Origin of the sequence: Streptomyces collinus Tu 365, from assembly GCF_000444875.1 — a bacterium.
Lineage (GTDB): Bacteria > Actinomycetota > Actinomycetes > Streptomycetales > Streptomycetaceae > Streptomyces > Streptomyces collinus_A.
The window spans coordinates 1,702,367-1,727,145 of sequence record NC_021985.1 but is presented as its reverse complement, the minus strand read 5'-3'; the positions used below and the strand labels follow the sequence as shown (position 1 = coordinate 1,727,145).

The following is a 24,779-nucleotide window of genomic DNA, read 5'->3' as shown; positions in this document are numbered from 1 at the left end:
GGCGCGGAAGCGGAGTGGTGACGTGACAGGCTGGCAGTTCTGGGTCGACCGAGGCGGCACCTTCACGGACATCGTCGCGCGGCGCCCGGACGGCAGCCTGCGCACCCACAAGCTGCTCTCCGACAACCCCGCCCGGTACGCCGACGCGGCCGTGGCCGGCGTCCGCGAGCTGCTCGGCGACTCCCAGGACCCCGTGGACGCCGTCCGCATGGGCACCACGGTCGCCACCAACGCCCTGCTGGAACGCGCGGGCGAACGCACCCTCCTGGTGATCACGCGCGGCTTCGCCGACGCCCTGCGCATCGCCTACCAGAACCGCCCCGCCATCTTCGCCCGCCGCATCGACCTGCCCGAGCAGCTGTACGAACGGGTCATCGAGGTCGACGAGCGGATCGCCGCCGACGGCACCGTACTGCGGGCACCCGACCTCGACGCCCTCGCGGGACCGCTCCGGCAGGCCCTCGACGACGGGATCCGCGCGGTCGCCGTCGTCTGCCTGCACAGCCACCTCCACCCCGCCCACGAGCAGGCGATCGGCGCCCTCGCCGCGCGCACCGGCTTCCCGCAGATCTCCCTGTCCAGCGAGGTCAGCCCGCTGATGAAGCTCGTCCCGCGCGGGGACACCGCCGTCGTCGACGCCTACCTCTCGCCCGTGCTCCGCCGCTACGTGCGCCACGTCGCCGACGAGCTCAGCGGCGTGCGGCTGATGTTCATGCAGTCCAACGGCGGCCTCACCGAGGCCGGGCAGTTCCGCGGAAAGGACGCCGTCCTGTCCGGGCCCGCCGGCGGCATCGTCGGCATGGCCCGCATGTCGCGGCGGGCCGGCTTCGACCGCGTCATCGGCTTCGACATGGGCGGCACCTCCACCGACGTCTCGCACTTCGCCGGCGACTACGAGCGGGTCTTCACCACCCGGATCGCCGGTGTACGGCTGCGCGCCCCGATGCTCGACATCCACACCGTCGCCGCGGGCGGCGGCTCCGTGCTCCACTTCGACGGCTCCCGCTACCGGGTCGGCCCCGACTCGGCCGGCGCCGACCCGGGCCCCGCCTGCTACCGCGCCGGCGGACCGCTCACCGTCACGGACGCCAACGTGATGCTCGGCCGCGTCCAGCCCGCCCACTTCCCGCCGGTCTTCGGCCCCCGTGGTGACCAGCCCCTGGACGCCGACCTGGTCCGCGACCGCTTCACCGCCCTCGCGCACGGGATCAGGGAGCGCACCGGCGACGACCGCACTCCGGAACAGGTGGCCGAGGGCTACCTGCGGATCGCCGTGGCCAACATCGCCAACGCCGTGAAGCGGATCTCCGTCCAGAAGGGTCACGACGTCACCCGCTACGCCCTGACCACCTTCGGCGGGGCGGGCGGCCAGCACGCGTGCGCGGTCGCCGACTCGCTCGGCATCCGCACCGTCCTCGTACCCCCCATGGCCGGAGTCCTCTCCGCGCTCGGCATCGGTCTCGCCGACACCACGGCCATGCGCGAGCGGTCCGTCGAGGCACCCCTGGAAGCGGCCTCGATGCCCGGCGTCCGCAAGACGGCCGACGACCTGGAGGGCGCCGCCCGCGCCGAACTCCGCGCGGAGGACGTCCCCGAGGAGCGCATCGAGGTCACCCGCCGCGCCCAGCTCCGCTACGACGGCACCGACACCACCCTCACCGTGGAGCTCACCGAGCCCGCCACCATGAGGCACGCCTTCGAAGAACGGCATCGCGCCACGTACTCCTTCACCCTCGACCGCCCGATCGTGGTGGAAGCCCTCTCCGTCGAGGCCACCGGCATCACCGCACCCCCCGATCTGTCCGCGCTCGCCCCCTACGAGGGCCTGCCCGCCGCACCGGAACAGGTCCGCCTCCACACCGGCGGATCCTGGCGCGACGTGTCCCTCCACCGCCGGGAGGCGCTGCCACCCGGCGAACCCGTCACCGGACCCGCGATCATCACCGAGGCCGGCGCGACGACCGTCGTCGACGACGGCTGGCGGGCCGCGGCGACCGACGACGGGCATCTGCTCATGGAACACACGACGGTCACGCAGAGTTCCGAGCTGGACACGAAGGCGGATCCGGTCCTGCTCGAGGTCTTCAACAACCTCTTCATGTCGATCGCCGAACAGATGGGCGCCCGGCTGGAGTCCACGGCCCAGTCCGTCAACATCAAGGAACGCCTGGACTTCTCCTGCGCCCTGTTCGACCCGGACGGGAACCTGGTGGCCAACGCGCCCCACATCCCCGTCCACCTGGGATCCATGGGCACCAGCGTCAAAGAGGTCATCCGCCGCCGCGGCGGCTCGATGCGCCCCGGCGACACCTACGCCGTGAACGACCCCTACCACGGCGGCACCCACCTGCCGGACGTCACCGTGATCACCCCGGTCTTCGGCACCGGCCCGGCGTCGGACACGCAGAGTGAGCCCGAAATCCTCTTCCACGTCGCCTCGCGCGGCCACCACGCCGAGATCGGCGGCATCGCCCCCGGCTCGATGCCCGCCCACAGCCGCACCATCGACGAGGAGGGCGTCCTCTTCGACAACTGGCCGCTCGCCGAGGACGGCCGCTTCCGCGAGGAGGAGACCCGCCGCCTGCTCACCGGGGCGCGCCACCCCTCCCGCAACGTCCGCACCAACCTCGCCGACCTGCGCGCCCAGATCGCCGCCAACCAGAAGGGCGTCGACGAGGTCCGGCGCATGATCGAGGAGTTCGGCCTCGACGTCGTGCACGCCTACATGCGGCACGTCCAGGACAACGCGGAGGAGGCCGTCCGCCGGGTGATCGACACCCTGGACGAGGGCGCGTACGCCTACGAGACGGACTCCGGCGCCGTCATCCGCGTCCAGGTGCGCGTCGACCGCGCCGAGCGCCGCGCGACCATCGACTTCACCGGCACCTCGCCGCAACTCGCCACCAACTTCAACGCCCCCTCCGCGGTGGTCGACGCGGCGGTCCTGTACGTCTTCCGCACCCTGGTCGCCGACGACATCCCGCTCAACGACGGCTGCCTTCGCCCGCTGGACATCGTCGTACCGCCCGGCTCGATGCTCGCCCCCGAACCGCCCGCCGCCGTCGTGGCGGGCAACGTCGAGACCTCGCAGGCCATCACCGGCGCCCTGTACGCCGCGCTCGGCGTCCAGGCCGAGGGCTCCGGGACCATGAACAACGTCACCTTCGGCAACGAACGACACCAGTACTACGAGACCGTCGCCTCCGGCTCCGGTGCCGGCCCGGACTTCCCCGGCGCCGACGTCGTGCAGACCCACATGACCAACTCCCGGCTCACCGACCCCGAGATCCTGGAGTGGCGCCTGCCCGTCCGGCTCGAGGAGTTCGCCGTACGGCGCGGCAGCGGGGGCGCGGGCCGCCGGCGCGGCGGTGACGGCGCCGTGCGCCGCATCCGCTTCCTCGAACCCATGACCGTCTCCACGCTCTCCCAGCACCGCCGGGTTCCCCCCTACGGAATGGCGGGCGGCGAGCCCGGCGCCCTCGGCGCCAACCGGGTGGAGCGGACCGACGGCACCGTCACCGACCTCGGCGCGAGCGGTTCCACCGACGTCGGCGCGGGCGACGTGCTCGTCATCGAGACCCCCGGTGGCGGCGGCTACGGCCGGCCGTCGCCCGACCACCACCGAGCAGGAGAAGAGAGCGATGATCTTCGGGCGTTCTGAACGCCGCGTGCCACCGGTCGAGCCCGTCACGCTCAAGATCCTGGTGGCCGGCGGCTTCGGCGTGGGCAAGACGACCCTGGTCGGCGCGGTCAGCGAGATCAGGCCGCTGCGCACCGAGGAGTCCCTGACCGAGGCCGGGCGCCCGGTCGACGACACCAGCGGCGTGGAGGGCAAGCACACGACCACCGTGGCCATGGACTTCGGCCGCATCACCCTGCGCGAGGACCTCGTGCTGTACCTGTTCGGGACGCCCGGCCAGGAACGGTTCTGGTTCATGTGGGACGAGCTGTCCGAAGGTGCCCTCGGGGCCGTCGTCCTGGCCGACACACGCCGCCTGGAGGACTGCTTCGCCGCCGTCGACTACTTCGAGAAGCGCTCCATCCCCTTCCTCGTAGGCGTCAACTGCTTCGAGGGCGCGGCCAGGTACCCCGCCGAGACGGTGCGGCAGGCCCTCGACCTGGACGACGGCGTACCCGTCCTGCTGTGCGACGCCCGCGATCGGGAGTCGGTCAAGGAGGTACTGGTCGGAGTCGTCCGGCACGCGATGGAGCACGCGGCCGAACGCCGCGCCGCGCTCCCGACCTGACCGCGACCGCGGCACGGCCCGTACCCCCGCCGACCGGGGTACGGGCCGTGGTCCCGGCGCGCGCACCCGCACGCGCGCGTGCGGGTGCGTCAGCGGCACCTAGATCTCGTCGTCCTCCAGCCAGCCGAAGCTCTTCTCCACCGCCCTGCGCCAGTTGCGGTACTCGCGGTCGCGTACCGACGCCTCCATGGCCGGGGCCCACTCCGCGTCCCGCTGCCAGTGCGACTTCAGCTCGTCCAGGTCGTTCCACACGCCCGTGGCCAGGCCGGCCGCGTACGCGGCGCCCAGGCAGGTGGTCTCGGAGACCCGGGGGCGGATCACGGGCACGCCCAGGACGTCCGCTTGGTGCTGCATCAGCAGGTCGTTCTTCGTCATGCCGCCGTCGACCTTGAGGGTCGTGATCCGCACACCGGAGTCCTGGTACATGGCGTCCACCACCTCCCTGGTCTGCCAGCTGGTCGCCTCCAGCACCGCGCGCGCGAGGTGCGCCTTGGTGACGTAGCGGGTCAGGCCGGTGACGACGCCGCGCGCGTCGGAGCGCCAGTAGGGGGCGAACAGGCCGGAGAAGGCGGGCACGATGTAGGCGCCGCCGTTGTCGTCGACGCTCGCCGCCAGGGTCTCGATCTCGTCGGCGGTGCGGATGATGCCGAGCTGGTCGCGGAACCACTGGACGAGCGCGCCCGTTATCGCGATGGACCCCTCCAGGCAGTACACCGGCGCCTCACCGCCGATCTTGTAGCCCATCGTCGTCAGCAGCCCGCTCTTGGACGGCACCGGCCGATCCCCGGTGTTGAGCAGCAGGAAACTGCCGGTTCCGTACGTGTTCTTGGCGGTGCCGACGTCGTAACAGGCCTGGCCGAACACGGCGGCCTGCTGGTCGCCCAGGGCCGAGGCCACGGGCACGCCCGCCAACTGGCCGACGGCGGTCCCGTACACCTCGGCGGACGACCTGATCTCGGGCAGGACCGCCTCGGGCACGTTCATCGCCGAGAGGATGGAGGAGTCCCACTGGAGCGTCTCCAGGTTCATCAGCATGGTGCGTCCCGCGTTCGTCACGTCGGTGACGTGCCGGCCGCCGTCCGTGCCGCCGGTGAGGTTCCAGATCAGCCAGGAGTCGATGGTGCCGAAGGCGATCTCGCCGCGTTCGGCGCGGTCGCGCAGTCCGGGCACGTGGTCCAGCAGCCAGGCCGCCTTGGGGCCGGAGAAGTAGCTGGCCAGCGGCAGCCCGGTCCGGTCGCGGAAGCGGTCCTGGCCGTCCCCGCCGCCCAGTTCGTGGCACAGGGCCGCGGTACGGGTGTCCTGCCAGACGATCGCGTTGTGCACGGGCTTGCCGGTGGCCCGGTCCCACAGGACCGTGGTCTCCCGCTGGTTGGTGATCCCGAGGGCGCTCAGCTGGTCGGCGCGCAGCCCGGCCCTGGCGAGCGCTCCCGCCACCACGGCCTGCACCTTGGACCAGATCTCGGTCGCGTCGTGCTCCACCCAGCCGGGCTTGGGGAAGATCTGGCGGTGCTCGCGCTGGTCCACGGCGACGACGGCTCCGCCGTGGTCGAAGATGATGCAGCGGCTGGACGTGGTGCCCTGGTCGATGGCGGCGACGTACTTCTCGGCGGTGTCCGTCATGGCTGTCCCTGGGTCGCTGGGTCGCTGGGTCGGATCGCTGGTCAGAAGGCCAGGTTGTAGACGAGGCCGGCGAGTGCCCCGCCGATCAGCGGGCCGACCACCGGGATCCACGCGTAGCCCCAGTCGGACGAGCCCTTGTGCGGGATCGGCAGGAAGGTGTGCACGATGCGCGGACCGAGGTCACGGGCGGGGTTGATGGCGTACCCCGTGGGCCCGCCGAGGGAGAGCCCGATGCCGACCACGAGCAGCGAGACGATCAGCACCGTGGTGCCGGACTCGCCGAGCCCCCTGGTCAGCCCGAAGGCGAGGACGGGCAGCACCAGCGCCATCGTCGCGATGATCTCGGTGATGAGGTTGGCGACGGGCTTCCGTATCTCGGGGATGGTCGAGAAGATCCCCAGGGTCGGCAGGGGTTCCTCGATGGTGCCCTCGGTCGTGCCCACCTCGCGGACGTTGGCCTGGAACTGCGCGAGATAGACGAGGTAGGCCAGGACCGCGCCCAGCATGGCGCCGACGATCTGGCCCAGCAGATAGACCCAGACCTTGTCCCATTTACCGGTGTCCACCGCGATCCCGATGGTGACCGCGGGGTTGAGCTGGCCGCCGGAGAGGGGAGCGGCCGTGTACGCGCCCGCGAGCACGCCGAACCCCCATCCGAACGCGATGACGATCCATCCCGAGGCGCGTGCCTTGGAGTATCTGAGGGTGACGGCGGCGCAGACGCCGGCACCGAACAGGATCAGGATCGCGGTGCCGATGGTCTCGCCGACGAAAATGTCTCCGTTGCTCATGGCGGCTCCCTTGGCGCCGGCCCGGGGAGTGGCCCCGGCCGTCCGTGCAGGAACGGTTCCCTTGGCGACTTCAGCCGAAGGCAGGGAGGGCCCCGCGCCCCGCCCGGCGTCCGTGACGAGCGTGCCGTCGCAGCCGACCCGCCCTGTGGGAAGGGCCGTTGAGCAGGAAGAAGCCCATGGCGCAGTGCCTGATTGCACCGAGAATGTACGGCGATGTCGGCTGACACCCGGAAGTGTTCACCGGCGCCCGGAGGCCGTCAAGGTCGCCGACGGCAACGGTGACAGCGTTTCCCGCCCGGCCGTCCGCCCGGTCCTCCCCGGGCCGCGCTCCGGCCCGCGGCGGCCCTCCTTCCGGCGGCCGGGCGGGCAACGCCCTTGCGCTGAGCGGCGTTTCAGCCCAGCGGCTCCGCCGCCGCGTATCCCGCCTGGGCCGGGGCCGCCCCGGAGCCACGCCGGATCTCGTACCCGGGCAGCCCCGCACGCGCGAGCACCCAGCTCGTCCCGCGCAGCGCCTTCGCCGCCTTCTTCAGCGGAGCCAGCCGGGCGGCTGCCTGCCGGTGGTCGGACACCTCGCCGGGCCCGCACACGACGGTCGCCAGGGACAGCGTCACCGGTCGCCCGCCCGCCGCCCAGGGCGTGTCCAGCACCGGGCCGGCCAGGGCGTCCAGCACCTCCTCCTGCGCCAGCACCAGGAAGTCGTCCCCGCCGATGTGGCCCACGCGCGCGTGCCCGGCGACCGCCGCCTGCAGCGTCCGGCCCACCGAACGGATCAGCTCGTCGCCGGCGGCGAACCCGGCACCATCGTTGACCTGCTTGAAGTGGTCGATGTCCAGCCAGCTCAGCGCGAACGTCCGCCCCTCGGCGAGCCACCGGTCCACCTCGGCGGTGATCGCGTCCGAACCGGGCAGCCGGGTCAGCGGATTGAGGCCCGCCGCCTCCTCCACCCGGGTCTCGGCCAGCGCCCGGACCAGGTCGGCGAGGCGGACGACGCCCACGCACCGGCCGCGGTGGTCGACGACGGCCACGTCGTCCGAGGTACGGTCGCGGCCGCCGACCGCGACCACGTCCAGCACCTCCCACGCGGTGGCGTCCGCCCCGACCGTGCGGGGCGCGTCGCCCAGCTTGAAGGCGGGCCGGTCCGCGTAGAGGGCGTGTCCGTAGCGGCCGGACATCGACAGCAGGAAGCGGGACCGGTGGACCGAGCGGACGGGCACCCCGGCCTGGTCCACGAGCAGCACCCCGGAGACGTCGGGCGAGCCGGTCAGCAGCGCCCGCACCTGCCCCGCCGAGGCGGTGACGGGCAGGAGGGCGGCGGGCCGCACGAACTCCCGGACGGGCGGCCCGGACCGGGGCGCGGCCAGGCTGCCGGGGGAGCGGGGCGGCACGTACACGTCCGCCACCGGGACACGGGCCGGCGGAGCGAACAGCTCGCCCTGGGCGAGCTGCGCACCGGCCGCCAGCGCGGCCGCGCACTGCAGCTCGGTCTCCACGCCCTCGACGGCCACCAGCGCGCCCAGTTGCTCGCAGAACGTCCGCATCGCCCGCACCACGGCCGGCCGGGCCAGCAGCGAGGCGTCGAGCTTGACCAGGTCCGGGGCGAGGTCGGCGAGCAGCCGCAGGGGCACGTCACCGTCGCCGATGCCGTCCGCGCTGATCCTGAACCCCTGTTCGCGCAGCGTGGCGACCGCCTCCAGCAGGGCCCGGTGCGGGACGTGGATGCACGGCGGCACCACGTCCAGCGTCACCTCCCAGGGCATCCGTCCCGCCGCGCGCACGGCGTCGTGCAGCGGGGTGAGCCCCCCGAGGTCGGCGAGGGTCGCCGCGAACACGTTCAGGTGCAGCGGCAGCAGCGTCTCCTTGCGCGCCGCCGCCCTCAGCGCCAGCACGGCCAGCCTGCCGTCGAGTTCCGGGTCGCGGCGGGCCTCGGCCAGGACGTCGCCGGTCTCGGGGCGGGCGAGTATCTCCAGTGCGGTGACCGCGCCGGTCCTCAGGTTGACCACCGGCTGGAAGGCGAAGCGCAGATTATCCGTCCAGGAGTGCACGGGAGCATGATGGCGCTGCCCGCGTACGCCCAGGCGCAGTTCATGAGACGTTCACGCAGGCTTTCGGGGCGATCACACGCCGTGAAAAGCCTCTGCGGCCCCTTCAGCCGCACCCGTTCCCGCCCCGGCCGGACTCAACGCACCACGACCACGGACGACCCGTGCCCGAACAGTCCCTGGTTGGCGGTGATCCCCACGCGCGCGCCGGCCACCTGCCGGTCACCCGCGGTCCCCCTGAGCTGCCACGCCAGCTCGCAGACCTGGGCGATCGCCTGTGCCGGAACCGCTTCACCGAAAGAGGCGAGGCCCCCACTGGAGTTGACGGGTATACGACCGCCCGGAGCGGTCGCGCCCTCCCGCAGCAGCTTCGCGCCCCCGCCCGCCCCGCACAGCCCGAGATCCTCGTACCACTGCAGCTCCAGCGCGGTGGACAGGTCGTACACCTCGGCCAGCGACAGGTCCTCCGGGCCGATACCCGCCTCCTCGTAGGCGGCACGTGCGATGGACGCCCGGAAGGTCTCGTCCGGGGGCGCCACCGCCACCGCGGAGTCGGTGGCGATGTCCGGCAGGTCCAGCACCGTGTTCGGGAACCGCGGGGTCACCGTCGACACCGCACGGATCCGCGCCGGCCGCGCCGCACCGTGCCGCCGCGCGAAGTCCAGGCTGCTCAGCACCAGCGCGGCACCGCCGTCGGAGGTGGCGCAGATGTCGAGCAGCCGCAGCGGGTCGGACACCACCGCGGAGGCGGCGACCTCCTCGGCGGTGACCCGGCGGCGGTAGCGCGCGTAGGGGTTGAGCGCGCCCGACGCGGCGTTCTTCACCTTGACCAGCGCGAAGTCCTCCGGCGTGTCCCCGTGCACCGCCATCCGCCGGCGCGCGTACAGCCCGAAGTAGGCCGGGTTCGTCGCGCCCAGCAGCCGGAAGCGCAGCCAGTCCGGATCGTCGGGGCGGTCCCCGCCGGCGGGCCGGAAGAACCCCTTGGGCGCGGCGTCCGCCCCCACCACGAGCACGACGTCCGCCAGCCCGGCGAGGATCTGCGCCCGCGCGGTCGCGATCGCCTGGGCCCCCGAGGCGCACGCCGCGTACACGCTGGCGACCCGCGCCCCCTGCCAGCCGAGCGCCTTGGCGAACGTCGCCCCCGCCACGTACCCCGGATATCCGCCGCGCACGGTGCCCGCGCCCACCACCGAGCCGACGTCCGGCCAGCCGAGCCCCGCGTCCGCGAGGGCCGCGCGGGCCGCCGCCGTGCCGTACTCGACGAAGCCGCGCCCCCACTTGCCCCAGGGGTGCATGCCCACGCCGAGCACCGCCACGTCCGCCGTCATACCGCCGCCCCCCTCGGCCGCCAGTGCCAGGTGGTCCAGGCCGTCCGCGCGTCCTCGTGGAGCACGCCCGGGACGACCTCGACCTCCATGCCCACCGTCAGAGCGGCGACGGTGACCCCGGGAGCCGCCTGCCCCAGCACCACGATCCGCTCGGCCTCCAGCTCCACCGCGATCAACGCGTACGGCTCCCACGGAAGTTCCGGATCGCTCACATAGGGTGACGGAGGGCGGTAGTGGCTGTCCGTGTACGACCAGATCCGGCCGGTTCGTGACAGCGGGACCTCTTCTAGGTCGTCACCGGCACAGTGCGGGTTGCGGCAGTGGGTGTCCTCGCGCGGGAAGAAGACCGTGCGACAGGACGCGCACCGTGTGCCGAGGAGCCGGAAGTCGTCCCCCTCGCCGGTGAACCAGCCGGTGACCACGGGGGTGCGGGTTCGCGTCAACGTTCCTCCAGACGACGAGATCTGATGGAGCGTCAGAAGTGTGCCACGGCCCGCCGGAAATAGGCAGGCGTCCCGGCGAACCGTAGGGTCCCCGACTGCGTCGTGGTACCTGGAGGGGCTGCCGGGGCCGACGGGGGTGGTCCCGGACGCCCCTCCGCTTCTCGTTCCGCTTCTCGTTCCGCTTCCCTCCCCGCCCGCCCGTCCCGCACGGCGTCCCTGCTGAACGCCGTGGGCGGAAGACGCGCTTCCTGCGATCGGATACAGTCCGCGCGTGTCCGTAACTCAGCACTCAACCGACAACTCCGTACCGGACTCGCACTGTTCGAGCTGCGGAGCGCCCTATGGGGAGGGCGTCTCCGGCTGGCCGCGCACCTGCCCGGCCTGCGGGAGGGCCGCCTACCGCAACCCGCTGCCGGTCGCGGTCGCGCTCCAGCCCGTGTACGACACCAAGGGCACGGCCCTGGTCGTCATCACCCGCACCATCGGCCCCGCGCGCGGCGGCACCGCACTGCCCGGCGGTTACATCGACGACCGCGAGGACTGGAAACACGCCGTCGTCCGGGAGCTCAAGGAGGAGACGGGCATCGACGCCGCCGCGCGCGACGTGCGCCTCGTGGACGCCATGAGCTCGCCCGACGGGCACCTGCTGCTGTTCGGACTGCTCCCGGAACGCCCCGCCGAGACCCTGCCGGCCTCCGGCCCCACCGACGAGACCGAGGGCTGGCACCTCCTGCGCCGAGCCGAGGAACTGGCCTTCCCCCTGCACACCCTTGCCGTCCGGGCCTGGTTCGAGGGCCGTTACATCTGATCACGCCCGGGCCGGCGCCTCAGCCGAGCCCCCGGACGCGCACCGGGTAGGACGGCTCCTCCGGGCCGTCCTCCCGCTCCCGGGTCACGACCACCCGCCGGCCCAGCCTGCGCGCGACATAGCGCTCGATCTCCGCCACCTCCCAGCCGTCGCCCGCGTCCGGCACCACCAGGCCGCCCCCGGTCCGTCCCGGCGCGGGCGCCCACACCTCCAGCTCGGTCCCGCCGTCCTCCCCGCGCACGGGCAGCACCGCACCCGCGTGCGCGAACACCGGAGTCCGCGAGAGCGGAGCGTCCACGAGCACCTGCGCCGGCCCCTCGTACGGCGTCCCCGTCAGCGTGTCGTACCAGCGGCCCCGCGGCAGCCGCACCGCCCGCCGCTCCACACCCGGATCCAGCACCGGCGCCACCAGCAGGCAGTCACCCAGCAGGAACGCGTCCTCGCAGTCACGCAGCGCCCGGTCCTCCGGCGCCGCCCACCACAGCGGCCGCACATAGGGCGCCCCGGTGCGCCGGGCGAGCTGCGCCAGCGTCACGAAGTACGGCATGAGCCGCCGGCGTTCGAGCAGCGCCTCGCGCGCGTGCTCCAGTACCTGCGGACCGAACTCCCACGGCTCCCTGCGCCCCGCCCGCGGACCTGCGTGCGTGCGGAACAGCGGCAGGTACGCACCGAGCTGGAACCACCGCAGATACAGCTCGGGCGACGGGACGCCGTCGTGGCCGCCGACATCCGGACCCGAGTACGGCACCCCGCACAGCCCCAGCCCCAGCACCAGGGACAGTGACGCCCGCAGCCCCGGCCAGCCCGTCGCCACGTCCCCCGACCACGTCCCGCCGTAGCGGTGCGCGCCCGCCCAGCCGGACCGGGAGAACAGGAACGGCCGCTCATGGGGCGACAGCTCGCGCAGCCCCTCGTAACCCGCCCGGGCCATGCACAGCGCGTACACGTTGTGCGCCTCCCGATGGTCCCCGCCCCGCCCCTCCAGCGCGTGCCGGGCCGAACGCGGAAGCGTGGGCTCCCCGAACGCGCTGAACGACGTCGGCTCGTTCATGTCGTGCCAGAAGCCGGCGAAACCCTGGTCCAGCCGCTCCTCGTACAGGTCGCCCCACCACTTGCGCACGCGCGCGTGCGTGAAGTCAGGGAACACCGACTCGCCGGCCCACACCTCGCCCCGCACCGTCCGCCCCGATGCGTCCCGGACGAACGCGTCCAGCACCGACCCGCTGTCGTACACCGCGTTGCCCGGCGCCGCCCGCACCGCCGGATCGATGATCGACACCAGGCGTATCCCGTCCCGGCGGAGCTCGTCCGCGAGCCCCGGCAGCTTCGGGAAGCGGCGCTGGTCGACGGTGAAGACCTGGTGGTCCTCGTAGTGGTCGATGTCCAGGTGGACGGAGTCCAGCGGCAGACCGCGCTCCTGGTAGCCCGCGACGATCCGGCGCACCTCGTGCTCACTGCCGAAACCCCACCGCGCGTGATGGTGCCCCAGCGCCCAGGCCGGCGGCAGCGCGGGCGCACCGGTCAGCGACGCCCAGGTGTGCAGCACACGCGCGGGGGTCCCCACGATCACCCAGCCGCGCACCGGGCCGCCCTCCATCCGCACTTCGCAGCGCCCCGGACGGTCGTGCCCGGACCCCGCGCCCTCCTCGCCCTCCCGCAGCGTCACCGTGCCGTCCCAGGTGTTGTCGTGGAACACCAGGTGGGCCCCGGCGTCGGCCACGACCAGCTGCATGGGCATGGTCAGGTACAGCGGATCGTCACCCGGACCGAACGCACGCCCCGGATCGGAGTTCCACAGCCGGTACGAGCCGTCCCGCAACCGCGGCCCGCCCGCGCGCCCGCCCAGGCCGAAGAACCGGGCGTCCGCCGCCACCTCGGACCGCTGCATCCAGCGCGCAGCGCCCCCGCCGACCGGCTCCCACCAGCGAGGCGGCAGATCCCGCCGCAGCACCACACCACCCGGCGTGCACACGTCCAGCCCGCCGTGCCGGGAGACGACGACCGTCACCCGCTCGGCCACCACCCGCCAGCCGCCGTCCTTGTCCGGCTCCAGCACCGCCCGCGGGTCGGGTTCCGGGCAGCCCACCGCCAGCGCGTACGACGGCTCCGGCTCCGCCCCGTCCCAGCCCCAGAAGACCGCCCCGTTGACCGCGACGGTGACCCGCAGCTCCGAACGGCCGAACCGGATCACACCCCCGCCCGGCCCCGGCTCGGCCTCCCGGACCTGCCCCGGCACACGGGCCCGCTCCGCTCCCCGGGGCGGCAGCCCGGCGGCGTCGATACGCCTCCTGCGCCAGGCGGACCGTACGGTGCGCAACCCCTGAGCAGCCCGCCCCGAACCGACCACACTCACCGAACGCACCAGGTCACGACCGTCCATGTTGTTCACCCTGCCACTGACCGCCCCACGCGCGTGTGCCGTTCAACTGCCGTTCACCCGTGCCGGGACCACATCTTCACGACACGGACTATGTGGGGCCCACCCTGGTGCGGAAGTCGATCACATGGCATCGTCCCTGTCAGCCGCGTCACGCGCACACCCCAGCCCGTGCGCGGACCGACGCACACGACGCGCACAGTCCGGGAGCCGCCCCATGTCCACAGCGAACCCGCAGCCGCTCTGGCAGCCCGCCCCCGAGCGGATCGCCCAGGCACGCATCACCGCGTTCCAGGCATGGGCCGCCGAGCACCACGGCGCCCCGGCCGACGGAGGCTACCCCGCGCTGCACCGCTGGTCCGTCGAACACCTGGACACCTTCTGGGAAGCCGTCACCGAGTGGTTCGACGTACGCTTCTCCACCCCCTACGCGCGCGTACTCGGCGACCGCTCGATGCCCGGCGCCCAGTGGTTCCCCGGAGCCACCCTCAACTACGCCGAGCACGCCCTGCGCGCCGCCGCCGACCGGCCCGACGAGCCCGCCCTCCTGCACGTCGACGAGACCCACGAACCCACCCCGGTCACCTGGGCCGAACTGCGCCGCCAGGTCGGCTCCCTCGCCGCCGAACTCCGCGCCCTCGGCGTCCGCCCCGGCGACCGTGTCAGCGGCTACCTCCCCAACATCCCCGAGGCCGTCGTCGCCCTCCTCGCGACCGCCGCCGTCGGCGCCGTGTGGACCTCCTGCGCCCCCGACTTCGGCGCCCGCAGCGTCCTCGACCGCTTCCAGCAGGTCGAACCCGTCGTCCTGTTCACCGTCGACGGCTACCGCTACGGCGGCAAGGAGCACGACCGCAGGGAGATCGTCGCCGAACTCCGCCACGAGCTGCCCACCCTGCGCGCCGTGGTCCACATCCCGCTCCTCGGCACCGAGGCACCCCAGGGCACCCTGGAGTGGTCGGCACTCACCGCGGCCGACACCGAGCCCGTCTTCGAGCAGGTGCCGTTCGACCACCCCCTGTGGGTGCTCTACTCCTCCGGCACCACCGGCCTGCCCAAGGCCATCGTCCAGTCCCAGGGCGGCATCCTCGTCGAGCACCTCAAGCAGCTCGGCCTGCACTGCGACCTCGGCCCCGGCGACCGCTTCTTCTGGTACACCTCGACCGGCTGGATGATGTGGAACTTCCTCGTCTCCGGCCTGCTCACCGGCACCACGATCGTCCTGTACGACGGCAGCCCCGGCTACCCCGACACCGGCGCCCAGTGGCGGATCGCCGAACGCACCGGCGCCACCCTCTACGGCACCTCCGCCGCCTACGTCATGGCGTGCCGCAAGGCCGGCGTGCACCCCTCCCGCGACTTCGACCTCACCCGGGTGCGCTGCGTCGCCACCACCGGCTCCCCGCTGCCCCCCGACGGCTTCCGCTGGCTGCACGACGAGGTCCGCGAGGACCTGTGGATCGCCTCCGTCAGCGGCGGCACCGACGTCTGCTCCTGCTTCGCCGGGGCCGTGCCGACGCTGCCCGTGTACACCGGCGAACTCCAGGCCCCCGGGCTCGGCACCGACCTGCAGTCCTGGGACCCGGCCGGCGAGTCCCTCGTCGACGAGGTCGGCGAGCTGATCGTCACCAACCCCATGCCCTCGATGCCGATCCGTTTCTGGAACGACCCCGACGGCAGCCGCTACCACGACAGCTACTTCGACGCCTACCCGGGCGTCTGGCGCCACGGCGACTGGATCACCGTCACCTCCCGCGGCTCGGTGATCATCCACGGCCGCTCCGACTCCACCCTCAACCGGCAGGGCGTCCGCATGGGCTCCGCCGACATCTACGAAGTGGTCGAGCGGCTGCCCGAGATCAGGGAATCCCTCGTCATCGGCATCGAACAGCCCGACGGCGGCTACTGGATGCCCCTCTTCGTCCACCTCGCGCCCGGAGCCGTCCTCGACGAAGCACTCCTGAACCGCGTCAAGCAGGCCATCCGCGAACAGCTCTCACCGCGCCACGTGCCCGACGAGATCATCGAGGTCCCGGGCGTCCCGCACACCCTCACCGGCAAGCGCATCGAGGTCCCGGTCAAGCGACTCCTCCAGGGCACACCCCTGGAGAAGGCGGTCAACCCCGGATCCATCGACGACCTCGCCCTGCTGGGCTTCTACGAGCAACTCGCCCGCAAGCGCGCCTGACCCCCGGCCGTCGTCACCCACAGACCGCCCCCGGACCCGCCCGCACCACGGCGGCGAGGTCCGGGGCCGGAGCGGACGCCCCTCCCACGGCACCCGTTGTCAGTGCCCACGATTACTGTGAGTGAGCATTGATCAACCGCGCACTGGGGGAAACATGGCGCACACCGACCACCCGACCCTGCGACGCGTCCTGCGCCGCGAGATCGCCGGAACCATCGGCCTGCTCACCGACGACCACGACTTCCGCGCCATGCGGCGCTACCGCAGCTTCGCCTTCGACGACCACACCACCTACCTCCAGCAGGTGGAAGCCCTCCTCAAGAGCCGAGCGGCCCAGGGCAGCCACACCACCCTCGCCCTCTTCGACCCCGAGGACTACGCCGCCTTCTGCGCGGACACCGGCCTCGACCCGGAAGCACCGGCCAGCCGCAGCCGCTTCACCGCGCACCTCGCGGCGACCGGCCCCACCATCCCCTACGACGGCCGGCCCCTCGCCACACTCGTGCCCGCCCTCGTCGACGAAGCCGTACGCCAGGCCACCTGGGAGTACGCCACCGCCCTCCTGAGCCGCCTCGGCCCCTGCGCCACCTGCGGCGAGGACATCGGCCGCGCGGCCTTCACCCGCGCCGCCGACCTCCTCGTACGCATCCTCGACACCGCCCCGCCCGGCGACCGCCACCTCGTCTGCAGTGTCTCCGGACCACCGGACACCCTCGTCTCCGTCCTGCACGCCGACGCCCGCACCGAAGGCCCACCGGAACTCGACGAGGCCGAAGCCCTCGAATTCACCAGCGTGCTGGCCCTGGGCCTCGCCACGCGCGGCCCCGGCGGACTCGTCATGCGGATCAGCGCCCCCGGCACGACCGACCGCGTCCACGGCTGGCGCCTGCGCGGCGGCACCCTGGAACCGCTCACCGCCTCCGAGGTCTTCGACGCCTACTGCACCGACGCGGAGACCGGCGAGATCATCTTCCCGGAACCGGGCGTCGACTACTGCTCCCCACCCGACCTGGGGACGGACCTGGGTGAGGAGGACGGAAACGCGGCACCGGGACACCACCACTGACGACGCCAGGGGCGCCCCACCCGAAGGCGGGACGCCCCTGAACCCGGCACACCACGCGCCGGTACGACCACTCGCCGCGCCTACTCGCCGGAGAGCACCGCCTGCGCCGCGCCGCGCGCCTCCTCGGCGCTGTCCGACGCACGCGCGGCGGCGGCGGCCCGCTCGCACTGCGCCATCGTGTACTTCGCCAGCGTCGCCCGGACGTAGGGGATCGACGCGGCACCCATCGACAGGGAGGTGACACCCAGACCCGTCAGCACACAGGCCAGCAGCGGGTCGGACGCGGCCTCACCGCACACACCACAGCTCTTGCCCTCGGCCTTGGCCGCCTCGGCGGCCAGCGCCACCAGGTCGAGCAGCGCGGGCTGCCACGGGTCCTGGAGCCGCGACACCGCACCCACCTGCCGGTCGGCCGCGAACGTGTACTGCGCGAGGTCGTTCGTGCCCAGCGACAGGAACTCGACCTCCTGCAGGATGGACCGCGCCCGCAGCGCCGCCGACGGGATCTCCACCATCGCGCCGAACTTGGCCCGCAGCCCCGCCTCCCGGCAGGCGTCGGCGAACGCCTTGGCGTCCGCACGGTCCGCCACCATAGGCGCCATGACCTCCAGGTAGACCGGCAGACCCTCGGCGGCCCGCGCCAGCGCGGTCAGCTGCGCGCGCAGCACCTCCGGGTGGTCGAGCAAGGTCCGCAGCCCCCGCACGCCCAGCGCCGGGTTGGGCTCGTCCGCCGGCGTCAGGAAGTCCAGCGGCTTGTCCGCGCCCGCGTCCAGCACCCGCACGACCACCCGGCCCTCGGGGAACGCCTCCAGCACCTGCCGGTAGGCCTGCACCTGCTTCTCCACGGACGGCGCGCTCTTGCTGTCGTCCAGGAAGAGGAACTCGGTGCGGAACAGACCGACGCCCTCGGCCCCGGCCTCCACCGCCGCCGGCACGTCCGCCGGACCACCGACATTGGCCAGCAACGGCACCTTGTGCCCGTCGGCCGTGGCACCCGGACCCGACGAAGCGGCCAGCGCGGCCTTGCGCTCGGCGGCGGCCGCCCGCAGCTCCGCCTTCTTCTCCTCGGCCGGGTTCACGAAGATCTCGCCCGTGCTGCCGTCCACGGCGATCACCGTGCCCTCGGCCAGCTCACCGGCGTGCGGCAGCGCCACCACGGCCGGTACGCCCAGCGCACGCGCCAGGATCGCGCTGTGACTGGTCGGCCCGCCCTCCTCGGTGACGAAACCGAGCACCAGGGTGGGGTCGAGCAGCGCCGTGTCGGCCGGGGCGAGGTCACGGGCCACCAGCACGTAGGGCTGGTCGCTGTCCGGGACACCCGGCATCGGCACGCCCAGCAGCCGGGCGACGATGCGGTTGCGCACGTCGTCCAGGTCGGCCACGCGGCCGGCGAGGTACTCGCCGGCACCGGCCAGCAGCTCGCGGTAGGCCGCGAAGGCGTCGTACACCGCCCGCTCCGCCGTGCTGCCCACGGCGATCCGCCGCTCGACGTCCGCCATCAGCTCGGGATCCTGGGCCATCATGGCCTGCGCCTCGAGCACGGCCTGGGCCTCACCGCCCGCCAGATTGCCGCGCGCCATGAGGTCGGCCGCGACCGCGTCCACGGCCTGGCGCGCCCGGCCCTGTTCGCGCGCCGCCTCTTCCGCCGGGATCTGCTTGGCCGGCGGTTCGAGCACCGCCGTCCCCATGTGCCGAACCTCGCCGATCGCCACACCGTGGCTCACGCCGACGCCTCGCAGCGTTGTCTCCATCTCACCCGTCTCCGTCAGTGCGGCGGGTCCCGCCGCCGCGTTGGTTGTCCGGTACGCCGCCCAGCGGCGGCGGTGTCATCAGTTCCAGGAGAAGAGGCTGTCGCCGGCCTTCACGTCACCGCTGTCACGGAGGGCGGCAAGGGACTCGGCGGTGGCCTCCAGCGCCACGACCGGGCACACCGGCGACTTGCCGGCGGCCTCGACCGCGGCGGGGTCCCAGCGCACGACGCTCTGACCGCGCGTGACGGTGTCGCCCTTGTTGACGAGCAGCTCGAAGCCCTCGCCGTTGAGCTGAACGGTATCGATGCCGAGATGGGTGAGCACGCCGTGCCCGTGCTCGTCGACCACGACGAACGCGTGCGGGTGGAGGGAGACGATGACCCCGTCCACGGGCGCGACGGCCTCGGAGGGCTCACGCACCGGGTCGATCGCGGTGCCCGGGCCGACCATGGCCCCGGAGAAGACCGGATCCGGCACGGCGGCCAGTCCGATGGCACGGCCGGCGAGCGGGGACGTCACGGTGGTCATGGGAAGCCTCCCAGGAGTGGAGCTGCAGGTACGGCCGTCACAGCGTGTCCCTGACGGAGCACTGAGCAGCAGCGTAAGTCAAAGGAAGTGACGGTTCCGTCTGGAACCTACCAGCAAGTGGTCTAGACCACCAACCGCATCGATTTGCATGGCCTCCGACGGCCCCTGTACAGTCGTAACCCTGCTCAGGACGGAGCGACGCGAAAGCGCGGCCGTCGAGCGGCAACCAAACTTGTCAGATCCTATCCAGGATCCCTTCCGCATGTCTGCGGGAGAGCGGTCAGGGAGACGGAAAAACCCTGGTAGAGTTTGAAACGCAAGACCGAAGGGAAGCGCCCGGAGGAAAGCCCGAGAGGGTGAGTACAAAGGAAGCGACCGTTCCTTGAGAACTCAACAGCGTGCCAAAAATCAACGCCAGATATGTTGATACCCCGTCTCCGGCCGTCACGGCTGGGGCGAGGTTCCTTTGAAAAACACAGCGAGGACGCTGTGTGCGAGGGGACTATTCCTCCTCTCGCACCGCTCTCGTGTGTGTTGATCCGGATTACCGGTAAACATTCACGGAGAGTTTGATCCTGGCTCAGGACGAACGCTGGCGGCGTGCTTAACACATGCAAGTCGAACGATGAACCACTTCGGTGGGGATTAGTGGCGAACGGGTGAGTAACACGTGGGCAATCTGCCCTTCACTCTGGGACAAGCCCTGGAAACGGGGTCTAATACCGGATATGAGCTTCCACCGCATGGTGGAGGCTGTAAAGCTCCGGCGGTGAAGGATGAGCCCGCGGCCTATCAGCTTGTTGGTGAGGTAATGGCTCACCAAGGCGACGACGGGTAGCCGGCCTGAGAGGGCGACCGGCCACACTGGGACTGAGACACGGCCCAGACTCCTACGGGAGGCAGCAGTGGGGAATATTGCACAATGGGCGAAAGCCTGATGCAGCGACGCCGCGTGAGGGATGACGGCCTTCGGGTTGTAAACCTCTTTCAGCAGGGAAGAAGCGAAAGTGACGGTACCTGCAGAAGAAGCGCCGGCTAACTACGTGCCAGCAGCCGCGGTAATACGTAGGGCGCAAGCGTTGTCCGGAATTATTGGGCGTAAAGAGCTCGTAGGCGGCTTGTCACGTCGATTGTGAAAGCCCGAGGCTTAACCTCGGGTCTGCAGTCGATACGGGCTAGCTAGAGTGTGGTAGGGGAGATCGGAATTCCTGGTGTAGCGGTGAAATGCGCAGATATCAGGAGGAACACCGGTGGCGAAGGCGGATCTCTGGGCCATTACTGACGCTGAGGAGCGAAAGCGTGGGGAGCGAACAGGATTAGATACCCTGGTAGTCCACGCCGTAAACGGTGGGAACTAGGTGTTGGCGACATTCCACGTCGTCGGTGCCGCAGCTAACGCATTAAGTTCCCCGCCTGGGGAGTACGGCCGCAAGGCTAAAACTCAAAGGAATTGACGGGGGCCCGCACAAGCGGCGGAGCATGTGGCTTAATTCGACGCAACGCGAAGAACCTTACCAAGGCTTGACATACACCGGAAACGTCTGGAGACAGGCGCCCCCTTGTGGTCGGTGTACAGGTGGTGCATGGCTGTCGTCAGCTCGTGTCGTGAGATGTTGGGTTAAGTCCCGCAACGAGCGCAACCCTTGTTCTGTGTTGCCAGCATGCCCTTCGGGGTGATGGGGACTCACAGGAGACCGCCGGGGTCAACTCGGAGGAAGGTGGGGACGACGTCAAGTCATCATGCCCCTTATGTCTTGGGCTGCACACGTGCTACAATGGCCGGTACAATGAGCTGCGATACCGTGAGGTGGAGCGAATCTCAAAAAGCCGGTCTCAGTTCGGATTGGGGTCTGCAACTCGACCCCATGAAGTCGGAGTCGCTAGTAATCGCAGATCAGCATTGCTGCGGTGAATACGTTCCCGGGCCTTGTACACACCGCCCGTCACGTCACGAAAGTTGGTAACACCCGAAGCCGGTGGCCCAACCCCTTGTGGGAGGGAGCTGTCGAAGGTGGGACTAGCGATTGGGACGAAGTCGTAACAAGGTAGCCGTACCGGAAGGTGCGGCTGGATCACCTCCTTTCTAAGGAGCACTTCTTACCGAGCCTGCTCGGTCAGAGGCCAGAACATCAGCGAACGCCTGATGCTGGTTGCTCATGGGTGGAACGTTGATTATTCGGCACGGTCCAGGATGGACCAGGCGCAAGTACTGCTCTTCGGAGCGTGGAACGCTGATCTGGTCAGCTGATCGTGTCGGGCACGCTGTTGGGTGTCTGAGGGAATGAATTTCCTCAGTCGCCGGCCCCAGTGAACTCCGGTTGTTGACCGGGGGTGATGGGTGGCTGGTCGTTGTTTGAGAACTGCACAGTGGACGCGAGCATCTGTGGCCAAGTTTTTAAGGGCGCACGGTGGATGCCTTGGCACCAGGAACCGATGAAGGACGTGGGAGGCCACGATAGTCCCCGGGGAGTCGTCAACCAGACTTTGATCCGGGGGTTTCCGAATGGGGAAACCCGGCAGTCGTCATGGGCTGTCACCCGCTGCTGAACACATAGGCAGTGTGGAGGGAACGAGGGGAAGTGAAACATCTCAGTACCCTCAGGAAGAGAAAACAACCGTGATTCCGGGAGTAGTGGCGAGCGAAACCGGATGAGGCCAAACCGTATGCGTGTGAGACCCGGCAGGGGTTGCGCATGCGGGGTTGTGGGATCTCTCTTTCACAGTCTGCCGGCTGTGAGACGAGTCAGAAACCGTTGATGTAGACGAAGGACATGCGAAAGGTCCGGCGTAGAGGGTAAGACCCCCGTAGTCGAAACGTCAGCGGCTCGTTTGAGAGACACCCAAGTAGCACGGGGCCCGAGAAATCCCGTGTGAATCTGGCGGGACCACCCGCTAAGCCTAAATATTCCCTGGTGACCGATAGCGGATAGTACCGTGAGGGAATGGTGAAAAGTACCGCGGGAGCGGAGTGAAATAGTACCTGAAACCGTGTGCCTACAAGCCGTGGGAGCGTCGGATACAGCTTGCTGTATCTCGTGACTGCGTGCCTTTTGAAGAATGAGCCTGCGAGTTTGCGGTGTGTTGCGAGGTTAACCCGTGTGGGGAAGCCGTAGCGAAAGCGAGTCCGAACAGGGCGTTTCAGTAGCACGCTCAAGACCCGAAGCGGAGTGATCTAGCCATGGGCAGGTTGAAGCGGAGGTAAGACTTCGTGGAGGACCGAACCCACCAGGGTTGAAAACCTGGGGGATGACCTGTGGTTAGGGGTGAAAGGCCAATCAAACTCCGTGATAGCTGGTTCTCCCCGAAATGCATTTAGGTGCAGCGTCGTGTGTTTCTTGCCGGAGGTAGAGCACTGGATAGGCGATGGGCCCTACCGGGTTACTGACCTTAGCCAAACTCCGAATGCCGGTAAGTGAGAGCACGGCAGTGAGACTGTGGGGGATAAGCTCCATGGTCGAGAGGGAAACAGCCCAGAGCATCGACTAAGGCCCCTAAGCGTACGCTAAGTGGGAAAGGATGTGGAGTCGCACAGACAACCAGGAGGTTGGCTTAGAAGCAGCCACCCTTGAAAGAGTGCGTAATAGCTCACTGGTCTAGTGATTCCGCGCCGACAATGTAGCGGGGCTCAAGCGTACCGCCGAAGTCGTGTCATTCATGCAACAGCCCCAACGGGTGTATGGATGGGTAGGGGAGCGTCGTCTGCCGGGTGAAGCAGCACCGGAAGGTAGTTGTGGACGGTTGACGAGTGAGAATGCAGGCATGAGTAGCGATACAAACGTGAGAAACGTTTGCGCCGATTGACTAAGGGTTCCTGGGTCAAGCTGATCTGCCCAGGGTAAGTCGGGACCTAAGGCGAGGCCGACAGGCGTAGTCGATGGATAACCGGTTGATATTCCGGTACCCGCTGTGAAGCGTCAAACATCGAGCATCGTGATGCTAAGGCCGTGAAGCCGCCCTGATCTCTTCGGAGTTGAGGGGAGTGGTGGAGCCGCCGAACCAAGCGGTTAGTAGGTGAGTGATGGGGTGACGCAGGAAGGTAGTCCATCCCGGGCGGTGGTTGTCCCGGGGTAAGGGTGTAGGACGCGAGGTAGGCAAATCCGCCTTGCACATAGTCTGAGACCTGATGCCGAGCCGATTGTGGTGAAGTGGATGATCCTATGCTGTCGAGAAAAGCCTCTAGCGAGTTTCATGGCGGCCCGTACCCTAAACCGACTCAGGTGGTCAGGTAGAGAATACCGAGGCGTTCGGGTGAACTATGGTTAAGGAACTCGGCAAAATGCCCCCGTAACTTCGGGAGAAGGGGGGCCACACTCGGTGATCGGATTTACTCCGTGAGCTGGGGGTGGCCGCAGAGACCAGCGAGAAGCGACTGTTTACTAAAAACACAGGTCCGTGCGAAGCCGTAAGGCGATGTATACGGACTGACGCCTGCCCGGTGCTGGAACGTTAAGGGGACCGGTTAGCTTGGATTCGTCCAGGCGAAGCTGAGAACTTAAGCGCCAGTAAACGGCGGTGGTAACTATAACCATCCTAAGGTAGCGAAATTCCTTGTCGGGTAAGTTCCGACCTGCACGAATGGCGTAACGACTTCTCGACTGTCTCAACCATAGGCCCGGTGAAATTGCACTACGAGTAAAGATGCTCGTTTCGCGCAGCAGGACGGAAAGACCCCGGGACCTTTACTACAGTTTGATATTGGTGTTCGGTTCGGCTTGTGTAGGATAGCTGGGAGACTTTGAAGCTCATACGCCAGTATGGGTGGAGTCGTCGTTGAAATACCAGTCTGGTCGTGCTGGATGTCTAACCTGGGTCCGTGATCCGGATCAGGGACAGTGTCTGATGGGTAGTTTAACTGGGGCGGTTGCCTCCTAAAGAGTAACGGAGGCGCCCAAAGGTTCCCTCAGCCTGGTTGGCAATCAGGTGTTGAGTGTAAGTGCACAAGGGAGCTTGACTGTGAGACCGACGGGTCGAGCAGGGACGAAAGTCGGGACTAGTGATCCGGCGGTGGCTTGTGGAAGCGCCGTCGCTCAACGGATAAAAGGTACCCCGGGGATAACAGGCTGATCTTCCCCAAGAGTCCATATCGACGGGATGGTTTGGCACCTCGATGTCGGCTCGTCGCATCCTGGGGCTGGAGTCGGTCCCAAGGGTTGGGCTGTTCGCCCATTAAAGCGGTACGCGAGCTGGGTTTAGAACGTCGTGAGACAGTTCGGTCCCTATCCGCTGTGCGCGTAGGAATATTGAGAAGGGCTGTCCCTAGTACGAGAGGACCGGGACGGACGAACCTCTGGTGTGCCAGTTGTTCTGCCAAGGGCATGGCTGGTTGGCTACGTTCGGGAGGGATAACCGCTGAAAGCATCTAAGCGGGAAGCCTGCTTCGAGATGAGTATTCCCACCTCCTTGAGAGGGTAAGGCTCCCAGTAGACGACTGGGTTGATAGGCCGGATCTGGAAGCCCAGTAATGGGTGGAGGTGACCGGTACTAATAGGCCGAGGGCTTGTCCTCAGTTGCTCGCGTCCACTGTGTTGGTTCTGAAACCACGAACAGCCCCACGTTTCACAGAGCGTGGTGCGGCATTGTTCGACAGTTTCATAGT

The 24,779-nt window shown here is 69.5% G+C and carries 13 protein-coding genes and 2 rRNA genes; 7 read left to right on the top strand and 8 right to left on the bottom strand.

Features of this window, described 5'->3' with window-relative positions:
- The first annotated feature begins 22 nt into the window (after positions 1-22).
- Together B446_RS07145 and B446_RS07140 are read left to right on the top strand one after the other, a co-directional pair.
- Positions 23-3,661, top strand: coding sequence for a hydantoinase B/oxoprolinase family protein (locus tag B446_RS07145; RefSeq protein ID WP_020938751.1), 3,639 nt, complete (start codon positions 23-25; stop codon positions 3,659-3,661).
- Positions 3,642-4,247 carry a GTP-binding protein gene (locus tag B446_RS07140; protein ID WP_020938750.1) on the top strand — a complete coding sequence of 202 codons (606 nt, stop codon included), beginning with the start codon at positions 3,642-3,644 and terminating at the stop codon, positions 4,245-4,247. Before B446_RS07145 ends, B446_RS07140 begins: the two co-directional genes overlap by 20 nt.
- 99 nt (positions 4,248-4,346) lie before the next feature.
- Here B446_RS07140 and glpK read toward each other — a convergent pair whose 3' ends face one another.
- From glpK to B446_RS07115, 5 genes are all read right to left on the bottom strand, one after another.
- Positions 4,347-5,867, bottom strand: a complete 1,521-nt coding sequence (gene glpK, locus B446_RS07135) for a glycerol kinase GlpK (RefSeq protein WP_020938749.1) — start codon at positions 5,865-5,867, stop codon at positions 4,347-4,349.
- A gap of 41 nt (positions 5,868-5,908) precedes the next feature.
- A complete protein-coding gene (locus B446_RS07130; RefSeq protein ID WP_020938748.1) occupies positions 5,909-6,658 on the bottom strand; it encodes an MIP/aquaporin family protein in 750 nt (249 codons plus the stop codon).
- Between the two features lie 392 nt (positions 6,659-7,050).
- Positions 7,051-8,700, bottom strand: coding sequence for a GGDEF domain-containing protein (locus tag B446_RS07125; RefSeq protein WP_020938747.1), 1,650 nt, complete (start codon positions 8,698-8,700; stop codon positions 7,051-7,053).
- Between the two features lie 134 nt (positions 8,701-8,834).
- Positions 8,835-10,025, bottom strand: a complete 1,191-nt coding sequence (locus B446_RS07120; protein WP_020938746.1) for a lipid-transfer protein — start codon at positions 10,023-10,025, stop codon at positions 8,835-8,837.
- A complete protein-coding gene (locus B446_RS07115; RefSeq protein WP_020938745.1) occupies positions 10,022-10,447 on the bottom strand; it encodes a Zn-ribbon domain-containing OB-fold protein in 426 nt (141 codons plus the stop codon). Before B446_RS07115 ends, B446_RS07120 begins: the two co-directional genes overlap by 4 nt.
- 292 nt (positions 10,448-10,739) lie before the next feature.
- Here B446_RS07115 and B446_RS07110 point away from each other — a divergent pair, with 292 nt between their 5' ends.
- Positions 10,740-11,276 (top strand): NUDIX domain-containing protein, encoded by a 537-nt coding sequence (locus B446_RS07110; protein WP_043474960.1) that lies wholly within the window; start codon positions 10,740-10,742, stop codon positions 11,274-11,276.
- Between the two features lie 19 nt (positions 11,277-11,295).
- Here the strand turns inward: B446_RS07110 and B446_RS07105 are convergent, their stop codons facing one another.
- Complete coding sequence (locus tag B446_RS07105) at positions 11,296-13,656, bottom strand: glycoside hydrolase family 31 protein (RefSeq protein WP_078614885.1); 2,361 nt, start codon at positions 13,654-13,656, stop codon at positions 11,296-11,298.
- A 214-nt stretch (positions 13,657-13,870) separates the two neighbouring features.
- On the opposite strand from B446_RS07105, the gene B446_RS07100 reads away from it, so the two are divergent.
- Positions 13,871-15,838: an acetoacetate--CoA ligase gene (locus B446_RS07100; RefSeq protein WP_020938742.1), complete on the top strand. Its 1,968-nt coding sequence runs from the start codon at positions 13,871-13,873 to the stop codon at positions 15,836-15,838.
- Positions 15,839-15,992: 154 nt separating this feature from the next.
- Entirely contained in the window at positions 15,993-16,904 is a 912-nt protein-coding gene (locus tag B446_RS07095; RefSeq protein WP_020938741.1) for a hypothetical protein, read from the top strand.
- A gap of 80 nt (positions 16,905-16,984) precedes the next feature.
- Here the strand turns inward: B446_RS07095 and ptsP are convergent, their stop codons facing one another.
- Together ptsP and B446_RS07085 are read right to left on the bottom strand one after the other, a co-directional pair.
- The gene (ptsP, locus tag B446_RS07090; RefSeq protein WP_020938740.1) at positions 16,985-18,655 is read right to left on the bottom strand and encodes a phosphoenolpyruvate--protein phosphotransferase; all 1,671 of its coding nucleotides are present in this window, start codon (positions 18,653-18,655) and stop codon (positions 16,985-16,987) included.
- Positions 18,656-18,733: 78 nt separating this feature from the next.
- Complete coding sequence (locus tag B446_RS07085) at positions 18,734-19,183, bottom strand: PTS sugar transporter subunit IIA (protein WP_020938739.1); 450 nt, start codon at positions 19,181-19,183, stop codon at positions 18,734-18,736.
- A 557-nt stretch (positions 19,184-19,740) separates the two neighbouring features.
- On the opposite strand from B446_RS07085, the gene B446_RS07080 reads away from it, so the two are divergent.
- Together B446_RS07080 and B446_RS07075 are read left to right on the top strand one after the other, a co-directional pair.
- A 16S ribosomal RNA gene (locus B446_RS07080) occupies positions 19,741-21,266 on the top strand.
- 302 nt (positions 21,267-21,568) lie between these two features.
- Positions 21,569-24,688 (top strand): 23S ribosomal RNA (locus B446_RS07075).
- The 16S and 23S rRNA genes sit together here, the layout of an rRNA operon.
- The last annotated feature ends 91 nt before the right edge of the window (positions 24,689-24,779 follow it).